Source organism: Azospirillum sp. 11R-A (assembly GCF_049472615.1).
GTDB classification, from domain to species: domain Bacteria; phylum Pseudomonadota; class Alphaproteobacteria; order Azospirillales; family Azospirillaceae; genus Azospirillum; species Azospirillum palustre.
Genome location: NZ_JBCEBL010000054.1, coordinates 1 through 14745 on the forward strand (window position 1 = coordinate 1; position 14745 = coordinate 14745).

General features: G+C 68.1%; 13 protein-coding genes. 4 read left to right on the plus strand and 9 right to left on the minus strand.

Annotation, left to right across the window (positions count from 1 at the left end; translation table 11 throughout):
• The 5 genes from VH569_RS34530 to ald all read right to left on the minus strand — a co-directional run.
• On the minus strand, positions 1–204 hold a 204-nt coding region (locus tag VH569_RS34530), incomplete at its 3' end, for an ATP-binding cassette domain-containing protein (RefSeq protein WP_423321707.1).
• 3 nt (positions 205–207) lie between these two features.
• Entirely contained in the window at positions 208–1116 is a 909-nt protein-coding gene (locus VH569_RS34535; protein WP_423321709.1) for an ABC transporter ATP-binding protein, read from the minus strand.
• Positions 1113–2603 (minus strand): high-affinity branched-chain amino acid ABC transporter permease LivM, encoded by a 1491-nt coding sequence (gene livM / locus VH569_RS34540; protein WP_423321711.1) that lies wholly within the window; start codon positions 2601–2603, stop codon positions 1113–1115. Before livM ends, VH569_RS34535 begins: the two co-directional genes overlap by 4 nt.
• A gap of 5 nt (positions 2604–2608) precedes the next feature.
• Positions 2609–3514, minus strand: coding sequence for an ABC transporter permease subunit (locus tag VH569_RS34545; RefSeq protein WP_377807790.1), 906 nt, complete (start codon positions 3512–3514; stop codon positions 2609–2611).
• A 745-nt stretch (positions 3515–4259) separates the two neighbouring features.
• A complete protein-coding gene (gene ald / locus VH569_RS34550; protein ID WP_423321713.1) occupies positions 4260–5384 on the minus strand; it encodes an alanine dehydrogenase in 1125 nt (374 codons plus the stop codon).
• Positions 5385–5602: 218 nt separating this feature from the next.
• Here ald and VH569_RS34555 point away from each other — a divergent pair, with 218 nt between their 5' ends.
• Positions 5603–6082, plus strand: coding sequence for an Lrp/AsnC family transcriptional regulator (locus VH569_RS34555; RefSeq protein WP_423321715.1), 480 nt, complete (start codon positions 5603–5605; stop codon positions 6080–6082).
• Positions 6083–6506: 424 nt separating this feature from the next.
• Positions 6507–6929, plus strand: coding sequence for a nucleoside diphosphate kinase regulator (rnk, locus tag VH569_RS34560; RefSeq protein ID WP_423321716.1), 423 nt, complete (start codon positions 6507–6509; stop codon positions 6927–6929).
• Positions 6930–7041: 112 nt separating this feature from the next.
• Here rnk and VH569_RS34565 read toward each other — a convergent pair whose 3' ends face one another.
• Together VH569_RS34565 and VH569_RS34570 are read right to left on the minus strand one after the other, a co-directional pair.
• The gene (locus VH569_RS34565; protein ID WP_423321720.1) at positions 7042–8229 is read right to left on the minus strand and encodes a DNA polymerase IV; all 1188 of its coding nucleotides are present in this window, start codon (positions 8227–8229) and stop codon (positions 7042–7044) included.
• Between the two features lie 120 nt (positions 8230–8349).
• The gene (locus VH569_RS34570) at positions 8350–8850 is read right to left on the minus strand and encodes an Lrp/AsnC family transcriptional regulator (protein WP_423321722.1); all 501 of its coding nucleotides are present in this window, start codon (positions 8848–8850) and stop codon (positions 8350–8352) included.
• 141 nt (positions 8851–8991) lie between these two features.
• On the opposite strand from VH569_RS34570, the gene VH569_RS34575 reads away from it, so the two are divergent.
• Positions 8992–9636: a LysE family translocator gene (locus VH569_RS34575; protein WP_423321724.1), complete on the plus strand. Its 645-nt coding sequence runs from the start codon at positions 8992–8994 to the stop codon at positions 9634–9636.
• Positions 9637–9639: 3 nt separating this feature from the next.
• On the opposite strand, the gene VH569_RS34580 is transcribed toward VH569_RS34575, so the two are convergent.
• A complete protein-coding gene (locus VH569_RS34580; protein WP_423321726.1) occupies positions 9640–10371 on the minus strand; it encodes a LuxR C-terminal-related transcriptional regulator in 732 nt (243 codons plus the stop codon).
• 53 nt (positions 10372–10424) lie between these two features.
• Positions 10425–13967 carry a NahK/ErcS family hybrid sensor histidine kinase/response regulator gene (locus VH569_RS34585; protein ID WP_423321727.1) on the minus strand — a complete coding sequence of 1181 codons (3543 nt, stop codon included), beginning with the start codon at positions 13965–13967 and terminating at the stop codon, positions 10425–10427.
• 487 nt (positions 13968–14454) lie between these two features.
• Here VH569_RS34585 and VH569_RS34590 point away from each other — a divergent pair, with 487 nt between their 5' ends.
• The gene (locus tag VH569_RS34590) at positions 14455–14706 is read left to right on the plus strand and encodes a hypothetical protein (RefSeq protein WP_377811836.1); all 252 of its coding nucleotides are present in this window, start codon (positions 14455–14457) and stop codon (positions 14704–14706) included.
• Positions 14707–14745 lie beyond the last annotated feature (39 nt).

A 14745-nucleotide genomic window follows, 5' to 3' on the forward strand; every position in this document is an offset into this window, starting at 1 on the left:
GAGGTCGGTGATGTCCTCGCCCTCGAAGAACACCCGGCCCTGGCGGGCGCGCGGACTGCCGCAGATCGTCATCAGCAGCGTCGACTTGCCGGCCCCGTTGGCGCCGATCAGCGAGACGATCTCGCCGGCGCCGATCTCGATGTCGATCCCCTTCAGCGCCTCGATGGCGCCGTAGAAGGTGTGGACGCCCGATACCTTCAGCATGGCTCAGGCTCCCTTCTGCGCTTCTTGAGGCATGTTCAGGTCGGCGGCGATCTCCGGCGGCAGGGCTTCGTCCTCGTCCTCGCCCAGATAGGCGCGGATCACCGCCGGGTCGTTCTTCACATGCTCCGGAGTGCCGTCGGAAATCTTCCGGCCATAGTCCAGCACCACCACATGGTCGGAAATGCGCATCACCACGCTCATGTCATGCTCGATCAGCAACACGCCGGTGCGGTGGCCCTGCGGCGTCTGCACGTCGCGGATGAAGGTCAGGATCTCGGCCAGYTCCCCCGACTCGCGYGGGTTCAGCCCSGCCGCCGGCTCGTCCAGGCACAGCAGCACCGGCTCGGTGCACATCGCCCGCGCGATCTCCAGCCGGCGCTGGGCGCCGTAGGGCAGRTTGCCGGCTTCCCAGTCGGCGAACTCGGTCAGCCGCACCCGGTCCAGCCAGTATTTCGCCAGCTCCACCGCCTCATGCTCGGCCTTGCGGAARCCGGGCARGCCCAASAGGCCGGCGATGGCGAAGCCSGACGCCCGCATCAGCTTGTTGTGCTGGGCGACGATCAGGTTCTCCAGRACGCTCATGCCGCTGAACAGCCGGATGTTCTGGAAGGTGCGCGCCACGCCSGCCAGCTGGGCGATGCGGTAGCCCGGCATCCGCTCCAGCAGGAACTCCTTGCCGGCRGGATGGCGCAGCGTCAGCCGCCCCACSGTCGGSGTGTAGAAGCCGGTGACGCAGTTGAACAGCGTCGTCTTGCCGGCGCCGTTCGGGCCGATCAGCGCRGTGATCTCGCCCGCCCGCGCCTCGAACGACACGTCGTTGTTCGCCACCAGACCGCCGAAGCGCATGGTCAGGTGTTCGACGCTGAGAAGCGGCTTTTCAGTCAACCCAACTGTGTTCATGGGGGCGCTCATTTCGCGGCTCCCGCCGGGATCGGCTTCTTACCGCCATGCAGGAGGATGGTCGGGTCGCGGTGGGCCAGCAGGCCGCGCGGACGCCACAGCATGATCACCACCATGCCGGCACCGAAGGCCAGCATGCGGTAGTCGGCCAGTTCGCGGAACGCTTCGGGCAGGCCGATCACCAGCAGGGTGGCGACCACCACGCCGATCTGGCTGCCCATGCCGCCCAGCACCACGATGGCCAGGATGATCGCCGACTCGATGAAGGTGAAGCTCTCCGGGCTGATGAAGCCCTGGCGCGTCGCGAAGAAGGAGCCGGCGAAACCGCCGAACATCGCGGCAATCGCAAAGGCCGCCAGCTTCATGTTGGTGCGGTTGATGCCGAGCGACGCGCAGGCGATGTCGTCCTCGCGCAGCGCTTCCCAGGCCCGGCCCAGCGGCAGCTTACGCACCCTGAGCGTGAACAGATTCACCACCAGCGCGAGCGCCAGGATGAGGTAATAGAGGAAGACGATGCGGTGGAGCGGCGAGAACTCCAGCCCGAACAGCTCGTGGAAGGCGGCCATGCCCTCGGAGGGCGTGCGGGAGAAGTCGGCGATGCCGAAGAAGCTCGGCCGCGGGATGCCGGAGATGCCGTTGGGGCCGCCGGTGAACTGGTACCAGTTGACCAGGATGATGCGGATGATCTCGCCGAAGCCCAAGGTCACGATGGCGAAATAGTCGCCGCGCAGCCGCAGGACGGGGAAGCCGAGCAGCACGCCCGAGCAGGCGGCGAGCAGGCCCGCCAGCGGCAGGCAGAGCCAGAAGCTGAGCCCGAAGTAATGCGCCAGCAGCGCGTAGGAATAGGCGCCGACGGCGTAGAAGGCGACATAGCCGAGGTCGAGCAGGCCGGCCAGCCCGACGACGATGTTCAGGCCCCAGCCCAGCATGATGTAGGTCAGCAGCAGGATGCCGATGTCCAGCAGCATGCGGTCGGCCAGCGGCGTCATCGGCAGGATGGCGGCGAAGACCACGGCGACCGGGCCGATATACTTGCTGGCGTGCTGTACCTTGGCGGCGACGCGGTCCATCCGCTTGTCGCGGTCGGCCTGGGACAGCTTGGAGCGGCCGGTGGCGACGGTCATGGCGGCGCGCAGCGCGATGACGCCGCCGCCCAGCACCAGAACGAGGCGCAGCACCTGGGTCGGCATCGGCAGCACCAGCCCGACGCCGGCGCAAAGAACCGCCACGATCAGCACAGGCAGCGCCATGCCCTGGCGGATCAGCCCGAGCCCGAGGCGGCCGAGGAAGACCAGCAGGAGCGAGGCGACCACCTCCTCCGGCCGGGCTTCGATGCCGAGGCCGGTGGGGCGGTCGACGGTGCGCAGGCCGACCAGCGGCACGGTCAGCAGCAAGGCGACGAAGGCGGCGAGGCCGGCGTCCTTGATCGTGGCGGCCCAGTCGACGCCGCGCGGGGCGGTGCGCGCGCCGGACGAGACGGTGTTGGAATGGGTGGTCATGGCGCTTACACCTTCTCGATCTCGGGCCGGCCGAGCAGGCCGGTGGGCCGGAAGATCAGGACGAGGACGAGGATGGAGAAGGTTGCGACGTCCTTCCATTCGGAGCCGACATAGCCGGACCAGAAGGCCTCGATCAGGCCGATGACGACCCCGCCGAGCATGGCGCCGGGCAGCGAGCCGACCCCGCCGAGCACGGCGGCGGTGAAGCTTTTCACCCCGGCCAGGAAGCCGATGTAGAAGTCGATGACGCCATAGATCAGCAGCACCATCATGCCGGCGACGGCGGCGAGCGCGGCGCCCATGACGAAGGTCAGCGAGATGACGCGGTCGACGTTGACGCCGAGCAGGCCGGCCATCTTCTTGTCCTGCTCGCAGGCGCGCTGGGCGCGTCCCAGCGAGGTGCGGTTGATCAGCATGGTGAAGCCGACCATGAGGACCAGGGTGATGACGATGGTGGCGAGGCGCACGTAGCTGACGGAGACGGCGCCGTCCATCAGGGTGAGGTTGCCGGGCAGGATGGGCTGCAGCGGCTTGGAGCGGGCGCCCTGGAGGATCTGGATGTAGTTCTGCAGGAAGATCGACATGCCGATGGCGGAGATCAGCGGCGCCAGCCGCGGCGAGGAGCGCAGCGGCCGGTAGGCGATGCGCTCGACCGTCCAGCCATAGACGCTGGTGAACAGCATGGAGGCGAGCAGCATGATCAGCAGCGCCAGCGGCACCCAGGTGATGCCGAGCGCGCCGATGGCCAGGAAGGTGATCAGCGCCACGAAGGAGCCGATCATGTAAATCTCGCCATGGGCGAAGTTGATCATCCCGATGATGCCGTACACCATCGTGTAGCCGATCGCGATCAGGCCGTAGATCGCTCCAAGCGACAAGCCGTTGATCAATTGCTGAAGAAAATATTCCATCAGGCAGGCTTCTCCCACTCTCCCAGATCGACGAATAGGCAGGCACGCGAAAACCGGGCAAAAACTGGATTTAAGCCGTGTGCGGCAGCGGAGTTCCGATCCGGATGAACGGGGGAGAACATCCAGGACCGAGGCAGGGGACGCTTGGAATCCCGCCGCCGCACCCGGTTCTTGCCGAAGCCCCGCCGGATGCGGGATCCGGCGGGGCTTCGGGCGAATTCGTTACAGGGGACCGCTGCGGGCCGGCATGCCGGGAGCCGGGATAAGGCCGGCCTTCATCCAGGCAGGCATCTTCCGGATACGCGACGAGGTCGCGGGGGTGCGGTCATGCACCCGAGCGGCATTCCGTCGTTCGACCATGGTCAACAGCTCCCACTTGCGCGGCACGGGCTTGCAGCCGTGGCGTCCCCACCGGCATCGCTGCCGGACATCCTGCTTGTGAATCGCGGGCCAGTTCGGACGGAATGACCGTCCGGACAGCACCAGTCGGCGAAAGGCGCCGCGCCTTACCCTGTTCAAAACTGTTCTTGGTCTTTGGCCCCGGCACTTAAGCGCCGGTTGCATATGTTACCCTTTTTCTTGTGACAGACAGGTAATGCAACTTGATCCGTAGGCGCAACACTCTCTTTCCAAGGGTCGAAAAAAACAACAATCGTTCCGAAGCGTCGCGCCTTTTCCGTTCAAAATTTCTGTCCTTGGCGTTTTCGAGAAATATCGTTCAGTTTATTGTCAACAGCTGTTCACATCATCCGCCGACCGTTTCGCGCGGGTCGGTGAAGGGCTGTGCAAGCGCCTCCGCCACCGCCTGATAGGTCAGCCGGCCGGCCTGGACGTTCAGCCCGGCCAGCAGGTGCGGATCCTCGGCCAGCGCCCGTTTCCAGCCCTTGCCGGCCAGCGCCTGGACGAAGGGCAGGGTGGCGTGGTTCAGCGCCTCGGTGCTGGTGCGGGCGACCGCACCCGGCATGTTGGCGACGCAATAATGGACGACGCCGTCCACCACATAGGTCGGGTCGGAATGGGTGGTGGCATGGCTGGTTTCGAAACAGCCGCCCTGGTCGATGGCGACGTCCACCAGCACCGAGCCGCGGCGCATGCCGGCCAGCTGGTCGCGGCGCACCAGCTTCGGTGCCGCGGCCCCCGGCACCAGCACGGCGCCGATCACCAGATCGGCATCGGCGACCAGACGGTCGAGCGTGTCGGCGGAGGCATAGACGGTCTTCAGCCGCGGGCCGAACAGGTCGTCGAGCTGGGCCAGCCGCGGCATGGAGCGGTCGGCGATGGTCACGTCGGCGCCCAGCCCCATCGCCATGCGGGCGGCGTTGGCGCCGACCACGCCGCCGCCGATGACCAGAACCTTGCCGGGGAGCACGCCGGGCACGCCGCCCAGCAGGATGCCGGAACCGCCGTTGCTCTTCTGCAAGGCGACGGCGCCGACCTGGATGGCCATGCGTCCGGCGATCTCCGACATCGGCGCCAGCAGAGGCAGGCGGCCGGCACGGTCGGTGACGGTTTCATAGGCGATGGCGGTGCAGCCGCTGTCCATCAGCAGCCGGGCCTGTTCGGGATCGGGGGCGAGGTGCAGATAGGTGAACAGCACCTGATCCGGGCGCAGCCTGCGACATTCCGCCGGCTGCGGCTCCTTGACCTTCACGATAAGCTCGGCCTTCGCAAAGACCTCCTCGGCGGTTTCGGCGATCTCGGCCCCCGCCGCGCGGTAGGCCTCGTCGGAAAAGCCGATCTCGGCGCCGGCGCCGCTCTGCACCAGCAGGGAATGGCCGTCCGCCGTGAGTTCGCGGACAGATGCCGGCGTCAGCCCGACGCGGTACTCGTGGTTCTTGATTTCCTTGGGAACGCCGATGCGCGTGACCATGCGAGATCTCCCCCGATCCGAACGCCCGTTTCAGTCAATCCGGCCAATCGAATCCAGCAGAACCATTGGTATCCCAGGAAACCATCGGTGGGGCGGATTGTCTCAGCGATGTCACTATACGGCTGGCGAAGCGGGTGAATCTCTGCAAAGCCTTGCATGAATCCCCCATAGTGTGGTGGAGCTTTCGCACGATCCGCCACGTCTTCGAATAAAATTGCATGCACGCCCTGGACGCCCTGGACCACAAGATCCTGCGCCTGCTCCGCAAGGATGGCCGGATGAGCAACGCCAAGCTGGCGGCGGAGGTCGGGCTGTCGCCTTCGGCCTGCCTGCGCCGCCTGCACATGCTGGAGCATTCCGGCGTCATCCGCGGCTATACCGCCATCATCGAGACGGCGGACGAGGAGCGGTCGGTGACAGTCATCGTCCAGATCACGCTGGAACGGCAGACCGACGAATATCTGCGCCGCTTCGACGCCGCCGTCCGCCGCTGCCCGGAGGTGCGGGAATGCTACCTGCTGTCCGGCAGTTCCGACTATCTGCTGCGGGTGGTGGCGCAGAATCCCAGCGATTACGACCGCATCTACAAGGACTCGCTGTCGCGCCTGCCCGGCGTGGTGCGCATCCAGTCGAGCTTCGCCATCCGCAGCATCGTGCGCCCCGGCAGCCTGCCGGCGCTGGAGGATCGGGCGGACTGACCGTTGAGGGAACGTCCTCCTCCTGCCCAAGGGGGCGCGTTCGCTCAGGACGGGCCTGCTTCAGGGAGCGGAAGGGCCGCGTGCCACCGCCCGTGCCACCGCCGTGATCGTGTAATCCTTGAATTCCGGAGCGAACCTGTCCAAGTTCGGGGAACCATGACACTGCCGCCCCGCCATATCCGTAACCTCCTGCGTGCAGGCCGCGTTCACGCAGGCTCGCCCGCCCCGGATCTGGTCGCCTGAGGCAAGGCTCCCGGACCGTCCGGGGCCGACATCGTCTCCAAATCCAAGAGAGCCGCTCGAACCGCATCCATGCGGTCGCGGGTTTATCACGTGCAACCGCTGCATGACCGATGAGGCGTCCACCGGGGGGCGTCGCCCGGCAGTCGGTTGTGCATGCCGAGAAACGCGAAGGAAGACCTCGATGCGTCCCGCAGACCAGTTTCCGCCCATCGTGCTGACCGCCACCGACCATGACCGCCTCTCGGCTCTGGTAGAGGCCGTTTCCGAGCGGTTGCCCGATGTATACGCGTACCTCACGGTCGAACTGGAGCGCGCTGCGGTGATCGATGCCGGCGAACTCGTGACGACGGTGGTCACGATGGGCGCGCGCGTGGCGTTCCGGGATGAGGTGACCGGACAGGAGCGGACTGTCACCCTGGTTTATCCGGGCGATGCCGACCTCGCGGCCAGTCGGGTGTCGGTGCTGACCCCCATCGGCGCCGCCCTCATTGGCGTCGCGGAAGGACAGTCGATCACATGGTACACGCGCGAGGGCGAGGCGAAGACCCTTACCGTCTTGGCCGTCGAGCCTCCCATTGCGGACGGGCGCGCCGTCGCCGCATGATCCGCGGTCGGAAGAGCGACTGTACGCAAGACGCTTCACAACCGCTTCGTCGGCTGGGCGGCTATGGGAAATACAGCCCTGCGCCAAGGCCGCTGATCTTTCCTGTTCCCTCTCACCCGAACAGGTCGAGTTCCGGGTCCGGCGCCGTTTCCGGGTGGGTCAGGTCGGTGCAGCCGATGCCGATCAGGCGGAAGGCACGGCCGTCGACCTCGCGCTCCAGGAGCGCGACGCCGGCCGCCAGGATCGCCTCGGCCGAGCGGGTCGGCTCCACCCGGCGGGAGCGGGTCAGCTGCTGGAAATCCTTGGTCTTCAGCTTCAGCACCACGCTGCGGCCGAGCAGCCCCTCGCGCTCCAGCCGGCGGGCGACCTTGTCGGCCAGCGGGCGCAGCTCCTGCATCAGGGCGGGCAGGGTGGTCACGTCCCAGTCGAAGGTCTCCTCCGACGAGATGCTCTTGCTCGGCGACTCGGGATGGACCCGGCGGGAATCCTCGCCGCGGGCGTAGCTGTAGAGCACCCGGCCCATGGCGCCGTAGCGCTTGACCAGCCAATGCTCGTCCCTGTCCTGAAGGTCGCCGACGCGGGTGATGCCGTCGGTGAACAGCTTGCGCTCCAGCGCCGGGCCGACGCCCCACAGGATGGTCACCCGCTTGGGCGCCAGGAAGGCCGCCGCCTCCGCCCGGCCCAGCGCGGAGAAGCCGCGCGGCTTGTCGAGGTCGGACGCGATCTTCGCCAGCAGCTTGTTGTAGCTGAGCCCGATGGAGGCGGTGATGCGCAGTTCGCGCTCGAAGCGGCGGACGATCTCCACCAGCGCCTGGGCCGGGCTGATGCTGAGGCGGTCTTCCACGCCGGTCAGGTCGAGATAGGCCTCGTCGATGCTGATCGGCTCGACCAGGGGGGTGAAGGCCTCCATGATCTCGCGGGCGCGATGGCCGACCTCTTTGTATTTGGCGATGTTGGGGCGGATGATGGTGGCGTCGGGGCAGCGATCCAGCGCCTCGCGGATCGTCATGGCCGAGCGCACGCCCGATATCCGCGCGACATAGCAGCAGGCGGCGACCACCCCGCGATGGTCGTCGCCGCCGACGATCACCGGGCGGCTGGCCAGCTCCGGCCGGTCGCGCTTCTCCACCGTGGCGTAGAAGCTGTCGCAGTCGATGTGGCCGATGGGCAGGCTGTGCAGCTCGGCATGGCGGAACAGCCGCCGGCTGCCGCATTTCGGGCAGCGCGTCATTTCACCCGATCCTGAGCCCGGTAGGGCGGCGGCGCAGTCGCGGCAGACGCTGTGCAGGGCGGTGGTCATGATGGTTGACCCGTGGCCTTCTCGGTCCGGCGGTATGATAAGGCCGAGAGTAGCAAGACGTGGCGGTTGGGGCCAGTCTTTGGGTACGTATGGTGAACGGAACTGACAATCGGTGTCAGGTCAGGGCTTGCCGTCGGCCGGCGGGTGGGACGCCGGCAGATGGTCGAGCGGCAACGCACCGCCGGCCTTGACCGTCTGGATCGCGAAGTTGCTGCGGATGTCGGCGACGCCCGGCAGCTTCAGCAAGGTTCCCAGCAGGAATTTCTCGTAGCCGGCCAGTTCGGGAACGACGACCTGAAGCAGAAAGTCGGACTCTCCTGAGACCAGATGGCAGGAAACGACCTCCGGCAGCGCCTTCACCGCTTCGCGGAAGGCGGTCGCCTCGCGGTCGTGGTGGCGCTCCACCTTGATGCCGACGAACACCGTCAGGCCAAGGCCGACGGCCTTCCGGTCGAGCGAGGCATGGTAACCGGCGATGACGCCGGCCTCCTCCAGCAGACGGACCCGGCGCAGGCAGGGGGACGGCGACAACCCGACCTCCCCGGCCAGCTCGACATTGGTCAGCCGGGCGTCGCGCTGCAAGGCCGCCAGGATGCGGCGGTCGATGGCATCGAATTTCATGAGTGGCACGACCTTTATGCTGATCGCCAGTTTCTTGGCATGATTCACTAGAATGCTGCGCTCTAGCAGCGCAATTCGCAAGGACCTGCCAGCGCTCCCGAAGCTAGATTCGGTCATCGATTTCGGGCGAGGGAGGTGGATATGCCGGGACTTTCGATCTTCATCGGCGCGCTGGCGGTGGCCTATCTGGTGCCGGGAGCCGACATGCTCCTGCTGTTGCAGACGGGGGCACGGCAGGGGCGGCGGCACGCGCTGGCGACGGCGCTGGGGCTGGCGATGGCGCGGGCGGCCCATGTGGCGCTGGCCGCCCTGGGTCTGGCGGCGCTGCTGCAAACCGCGCCCGCGGTCTTCGACCTCGTCCGCATCGCCGGAGCCGCCTATCTGGTATGGCTGGGCATCGGGGTCCTGCGCATGCCGCCACTTGGCCCCGCCGCTGCGGGCGGTGCGGCGGGAGCACAAGGGGAGAGGGGCGCTGCGTCCTACCTTGCGGACATTCTGCGCGGCCTGCTGACCAACCTGCTGAACCCCAAGGCCCTGCTGTTCTGCTCGGTCCTGCTGCCGCAGTTCATCCAGACCGACGCCGGCGGCGTGTCCGGGCAATTCGCCATGCTTGGCGCGGTCCTCGTCGGCGTCGGGATGGCCTTCGACAGCCTCTATGCCCTGGCCGGAGCGGCCCTTGCCGGACTGGTCGCCCGCCACCGGATCGTGGAGGCGGTGCAGCGCTGGAGCTTCGCCGCCCTGCTGATCGGCTTCGGCCTGCGGCTCGCCGCCGTTCAGCGGCTGTAGGGGCTATCTCAGAACGTCGCCGCCCACCGCCAGACGGCCGGCGACCACGGCGGCCTGGGTGCGGCTGACCACGTTCAGTTTGCGCAGGATGCTGGAGACATGGACCTTCACCGTCTGCTCCGACACGTTGAGATCTCCGGCGATCTGCTTGTTCAGCTTGCCGTCGACGATCATCGTCAGGATGCGCAGCTGCTGCGGCGACAGCGAGGCGAAGCGGCGGGCGGCGTCGGTCTCGTCGGCTTCCGACGACACCGCCGACAGCGGCGGCGCCCAGGTCTCGCCGGACAGGATGGCGCGGATGGCGTCGGCCATCGCCGGCATCGACAGCGATTTCGGGATGTAGCCCGAGGCGCCATAGGCCAGCGCCCGGCGGATGGTGTCGGGATCCTGCAAGGCCGACAGGATGGCGACCGGCACGGTCGGATGGTGGGCCAGCATCAGGAACAGGCCGGCGAAGCCGTGGGTGCCGGGCATGTTCAGGTCGAGCAGCACGAGGTCGATCCCGTCCGGCCGCTGCCCCACCGCGGTCATCACCGAATCGAGGTCCGGGCATTCGATCACCCGCACCTCCGGCATCGCCCTGCCCAGCGCGTCGCGTAGCGCAGCCTGCACCAGCGGATGGTCGTCGCCGATGACGATTGTCGTCTGTCCGGCCGCCGTTTGCCCGGCGGTCGCTTGTTCAGCCGCCGCCTGTCCAGCCGTTTTCGATGCGCCTGCTGCGCTGTCCTCGCCCATGGCTTCCGCACTCCCCCCATTTGCGGCCGCCCGGCTTTTGTCCGGTTCCAGCCTTAACGCTCGGCCACGGCCGCCGTCTGCAATGCCGCCCCGTTCAGGAAGCGGCGCAGCGACGCCGGCTTCACCGGTTTGTAGAGCACCCCGCAGCCGCAACGCTCCGCCTCCGCCCGCACCGCTTCGGAGCGGTCGGCGGTCAGCAGCAGCCCCTTGACCGGGCGGTCCCACAATTCCCGCAACCGCTCCAGAACCGCAAGCCCCGTCTGGCCGTCCCCCACGTGATAATCGACACAGACCACATCGGGAAGCGCTCCGTCGAAGGGGGCGAGCGCCGCCAGGGCGCCTTCGACGTCCGACGCGGTCGCCACCCGGCAGCCCCATTGGCCGAGCAGCGCACGCAGGCCGGCCAGGATCGGCTCCTCATTGTCGATGCACAGGACCAGAAGCCCGGCCGACAGGGCGGCAGGCGTGGAGACCGGCCGGGTGACCGGGGTGGCGCGCGACTGCTCCATCGGCACCTCCACCGCGAAGCCGGTGCCGCGCCCGACGGTGGAGCGCAGGCTGACGGGATGGTCGAGCAGCCGGGCGATGCGGTCAACGATGGCGAGGCCGAGGCCCAATCCCTTGTCGGCGGGGTTGCCGCCGCCGTTTTCGCCGCCCAGCCGGCGGAACTCCTCGAACACCTCGTGGCGCTTGGCCTCGGGGATACCGGGGCCGGTGTCCCACACCTCGATGCGCAGGCGATCGCCGTGAAGAGGGTCGCGGCGGCGCCGGCAGCCGAGCAGGACGCGGCCCTTCGGCGTGTAGCGGATGGCGTTGGACAGGAAGTTCTGCAACACCCGGCGCAGAAGCTGCGGGTCGGAGCGCACCACCGCGCCGCAGCCGACTACCTTCAAGGTCAGCCCCCGCTCCTGCGCCAGGGCGGAGAACTCCACCCCCAGCCCGCCGAGCAGCTCGTCGATGGCGAAGCTGCGCATCTTCACGCGGACATTGCCGGCGTCCAGCGAGGAGATGTCGAGCAGCCCGCCCAGCAGCATCTCGGTCGAGCGCAGGGAGGCGGCGGCATTGTCGATCATGCCGCATTCCGACTCCCGCTGGTCGGGCGTCGGCAGCGGTCCCCGCATGCTCTCTTCCAGCGCCGAGACGAACAGGCGGGCGGCGTTCAGCGGTTGCAGCAGATCGTGGCTGGCGGCGGCGAGGAAGCGGGTCTTGCTGGCATTCGCCGCCTCGGCCTCGGCCTTCGCCTGTTGCAGGGCGTCGGTGCGCTCCTGCACGCGGTGCTCCAGGCTTTCGTTGGCCTCGCGCAGCGCCTCGGCGGCACGGTAGCGCTCGGTCACGTCGGTGTAGGTCGAGACATAGCCGCCTTCCGGCAGCGGGTTGGCGACGATCTCCAGCACCGTGCCGTCGGGCCGCCGCCGCTCGTAGCGGTAGGGCCATTGCTGGTTGGCGGTGTCGCGGTTGGTCAGCAGCGCCGTCATGTCGTGGGCGCTGTATTCGCCGCGCCGCTCGTTGAAGCGGATCAGGTCGGCGAAGGGCACGCCAACCCGCACCATGTCGGCCGGCAGGTCGAGCAGTTCCAGATAGCGGTGGTTCCAGGCGGCGATGCGGTGGTCGGCGTCGATCACGCAGATGCCCTGGCCGATGTTCTCCAGCGTCGCCTGGAGAAGCTTGCGGTTGAAGCGCAGCGCCTCCGACGCCTCGTCCAGCATCGCCATGGCGTCGCCGCGCGACAGCGAGCGGCCTTGCAGCGAGGCGGCCATCACCACCCGCGCCGACGCCGCCCCGATGGCGCCGGCGATCAGCGTCTCGGTGAAGCGGACGGCGTCGAGGTCGGCGGGTCCGGTCTCGCCCTTGCGGCCGGCGGCATAAGCATCGAAGGCGGCGTTGCCGCGCTCCGCCCCAACGAAGCGGATGGCGAGCGCCCGCAGGTCGGCCAGCCTGGCCAGCGCCTGGGGGGTGTCGTCCTCGTCGCGGTCGGCGCTGGCGCTGGTGTAGAAGACGGCCTGGGTGCGCTCCACCGCGCTGGGGCGGGCCAGCAGCGAGCCGGCGACGAAGGCGATCAGGTTGGCGAGCAGGCTCCACAGGCTGGCGTGCGAGATGGGGTCCAGACCCTCGATCCCGAACAGGGCCTGCGGGCGCAGCCAGCCGATGCCCCAGGGGCCGTGATCGAGGAAGGCGTCCGGCACCGGCACGATGCGCGCCATCGACGGCACCAGCAGCGTGTAGACCCACAGCAGGAAGCCGGCGCCCAGCCCGGCCAGCGCCCCCACCCGGTTGGCCCGCCGCCAGTAGAGCCCGCCGAAGAAGGCCGGCCCGAACTGCGCCACCGCGACGAAGGACAAGAGGCCGATGACGGTCAGCGGGTAATCGCGGTCGACCAGCCGGTGCATGACATAGGCCAGCAGCAGGATGCCCACCACCGACAGCCGCCGCACCAGCAGGAGCGTGCCGACCATGTCGCGCCGGCCGACGCGGGCGGCGAAGCGTGGACGGCTGAGCAGCAGCGGCATCACCACGTCGTTGCACAGCATGGTGCTGAGCGACACCGCGGCGACGATGACCATGCCGGTCGCCGCCGACAGGCCGCCGATGAAGGACAGCAGGCTGAAGCCGCTCGCCCCCGCCGCGATGGGCAGGGTGATCATGAAGGTGTCGGGGTTGATGCCGTCTTCGAACGTGATGAGGCCGGCGACCGCGATGGGGATCATCAGGGCGCTCAACGCCACCAGATAGGAGGGGTACATCCAGGCGGCGGCGCGCAGATGGCGGGGGCTGTCGTTCTCCACCGTCATCACATGGTACATCTGCGGCAGGCAGAGGAAGGCGATGATCGAGATCGCCGTGTTCGACCACCAGGTCGGGTCGGTGAAGTCGGGCGACAGCAGCGGCTCCGCCTGCGGCCGGGCGATCAGGTCGGTGTAACCGTCGAACATGCCCCAGACGATGAAGGCCGCCACCGCCAGGAAGACGGTTAGCTTCACCAGGCTCTCAAACGCGATGGCCAGCATCAGGCCGCGATGATGCTCGCTGGCGTTGATGTGGCGGACGCCGAACAGGATGGTGAAGACCGCCATCGACAGCGCCACCGCGAAGGCGGTGTCGCCCCAGACCGGCGGCGGCAGGGCGGCCGGGGCGGCCAGCGAGGGGGCCGTGAGCACGTCGAAGCTGGCGGCGACCGCCTTCAGCTGCAAGGCGATGTAGGGCAGCACGCCGACCAGCGCCGTCAGCGTCACCAGCGCCGCCACCGCTTGGCTCTTGCCGTAACGGGCGCCGATGAAGTCGGCGATGGAGGTGACGTTCTGCGCCTTGGTGATGGCGATGGTCTTGGTCAGCACCGGCCGGGCCGCCAGCAGCAGGATCATCGGCGCCAGATAGATCGGCAGGAAATCGAAGCCGCTGGCCGAGGCCCGGCCGACCGAGCCGTAGAAGCTCCAGCTGGTGTTGTAGATGCACAGCGTCAGCGCAAAGAGGATGCCGGTCGCCCGCGGCGAGGCCGACAGCAGCGCGCCGCCGGCGGTGCGCCGGTCGCCCCACCAGGCGATGGCGAACAGAACCCCCAGATAGGCCGCCGAAACGGCCAGCACCAGCCAACTCTGCACGACCGACGGACCTCTTTGGGGTGGGAAGGGGGGAGCTGTGCGACGACCCTATCGCAATGCTCCCGCCGCCGCCAACGGGCGGGCTCGGAATTGCTCAAAAACTGTGCAGGGCCGAACGAAGGTAGGGGGCGCAAATGGTTTGTTGGTCGAACTATTATGCGCCTGCCGGACGCCGCCGTCCCGGTCGCCGCTGGTGCGACGGCTGGCGTTCCCGCCCCGGTCCCGGGCATCCGCCCAAGGGTCCGGGCACCGCCGAAGCGGCCGTTTCCGTCTCCTCCCTCGTACGGGGACGGCCGCTTCCGCGCCTGCCGTCCGGCCTTGCCGGCAGTGGGACAAACGGGGGTCCCTGTCGGTTTACTGCGTCGTCATCGCTGGGAAAGCGTCGCGGGCGGCCCAATCTATGGCAAGATGGTCCATCGTAAGGGAGCCCGGCCGTCGGTGCCGGCCCCGGTGCGTGGCCTGAAACGGAAGACGGACGCCCAAGAGAATGCTGATCGACGCCTATTTGGGGTTCCGGGTCGGGGACGTGGTCCTGGACCGTGCGGAGCTTGCGGCCGGCACCGCCACCATCAAGGAAATCCACGTCGTTCCCTGTGACTGGGCACATGGCCTGACCGGCATTGCCGTGATGGAGAACGGTGCCGAGCGTTTCATCGTCCAGCTGAAGAAGGTGCGCCCCACCGAGGAAGAGGCCGAGACCGAAAGCAACGTCCGGCCGCTGCGCCACCGCGCGCGCTGAACCCTGTGTCTGACAGGGCAAGGCCCGCCGCTCCGGATC

What these genes read in the sequence shown, in the direction of transcription:
- VH569_RS34565 (WP_423321720.1), bottom strand. Translation starts at nt 8,229, where the DNA reads ATGACCACCGCCCTGCACAGCGTCTGCCGCGACTGCGCCGCCGCCCTA.
- VH569_RS34590 (WP_377811836.1), top strand. Translation starts at nt 14,455, where the DNA reads ATGCTGATCGACGCCTATTTGGGGTTCCGGGTCGGGGACGTGGTCCTG.
- ald (WP_423321713.1), bottom strand. Translation starts at nt 5,384, where the DNA reads ATGGTCACGCGCATCGGCGTTCCCAAGGAAATCAAGAACCACGAGTAC.
- VH569_RS34580 (WP_423321726.1), bottom strand. Translation starts at nt 10,371, where the DNA reads ATGGGCGAGGACAGCGCAGCAGGCGCATCGAAAACGGCTGGACAGGCG.
- rnk (WP_423321716.1), top strand. Translation starts at nt 6,507, where the DNA reads ATGCGTCCCGCAGACCAGTTTCCGCCCATCGTGCTGACCGCCACCGAC.
- VH569_RS34555 (WP_423321715.1), top strand. Translation starts at nt 5,603, where the DNA reads ATGCACGCCCTGGACGCCCTGGACCACAAGATCCTGCGCCTGCTCCGC.
- livM (WP_423321711.1), bottom strand. Translation starts at nt 2,603, where the DNA reads ATGACCACCCATTCCAACACCGTCTCGTCCGGCGCGCGCACCGCCCCG.
- VH569_RS34570 (WP_423321722.1), bottom strand. Translation starts at nt 8,850, where the DNA reads ATGAAATTCGATGCCATCGACCGCCGCATCCTGGCGGCCTTGCAGCGC.
- VH569_RS34575 (WP_423321724.1), top strand. Translation starts at nt 8,992, where the DNA reads ATGCCGGGACTTTCGATCTTCATCGGCGCGCTGGCGGTGGCCTATCTG.
- VH569_RS34545 (WP_377807790.1), bottom strand. Translation starts at nt 3,514, where the DNA reads ATGGAATATTTTCTTCAGCAATTGATCAACGGCTTGTCGCTTGGAGCG.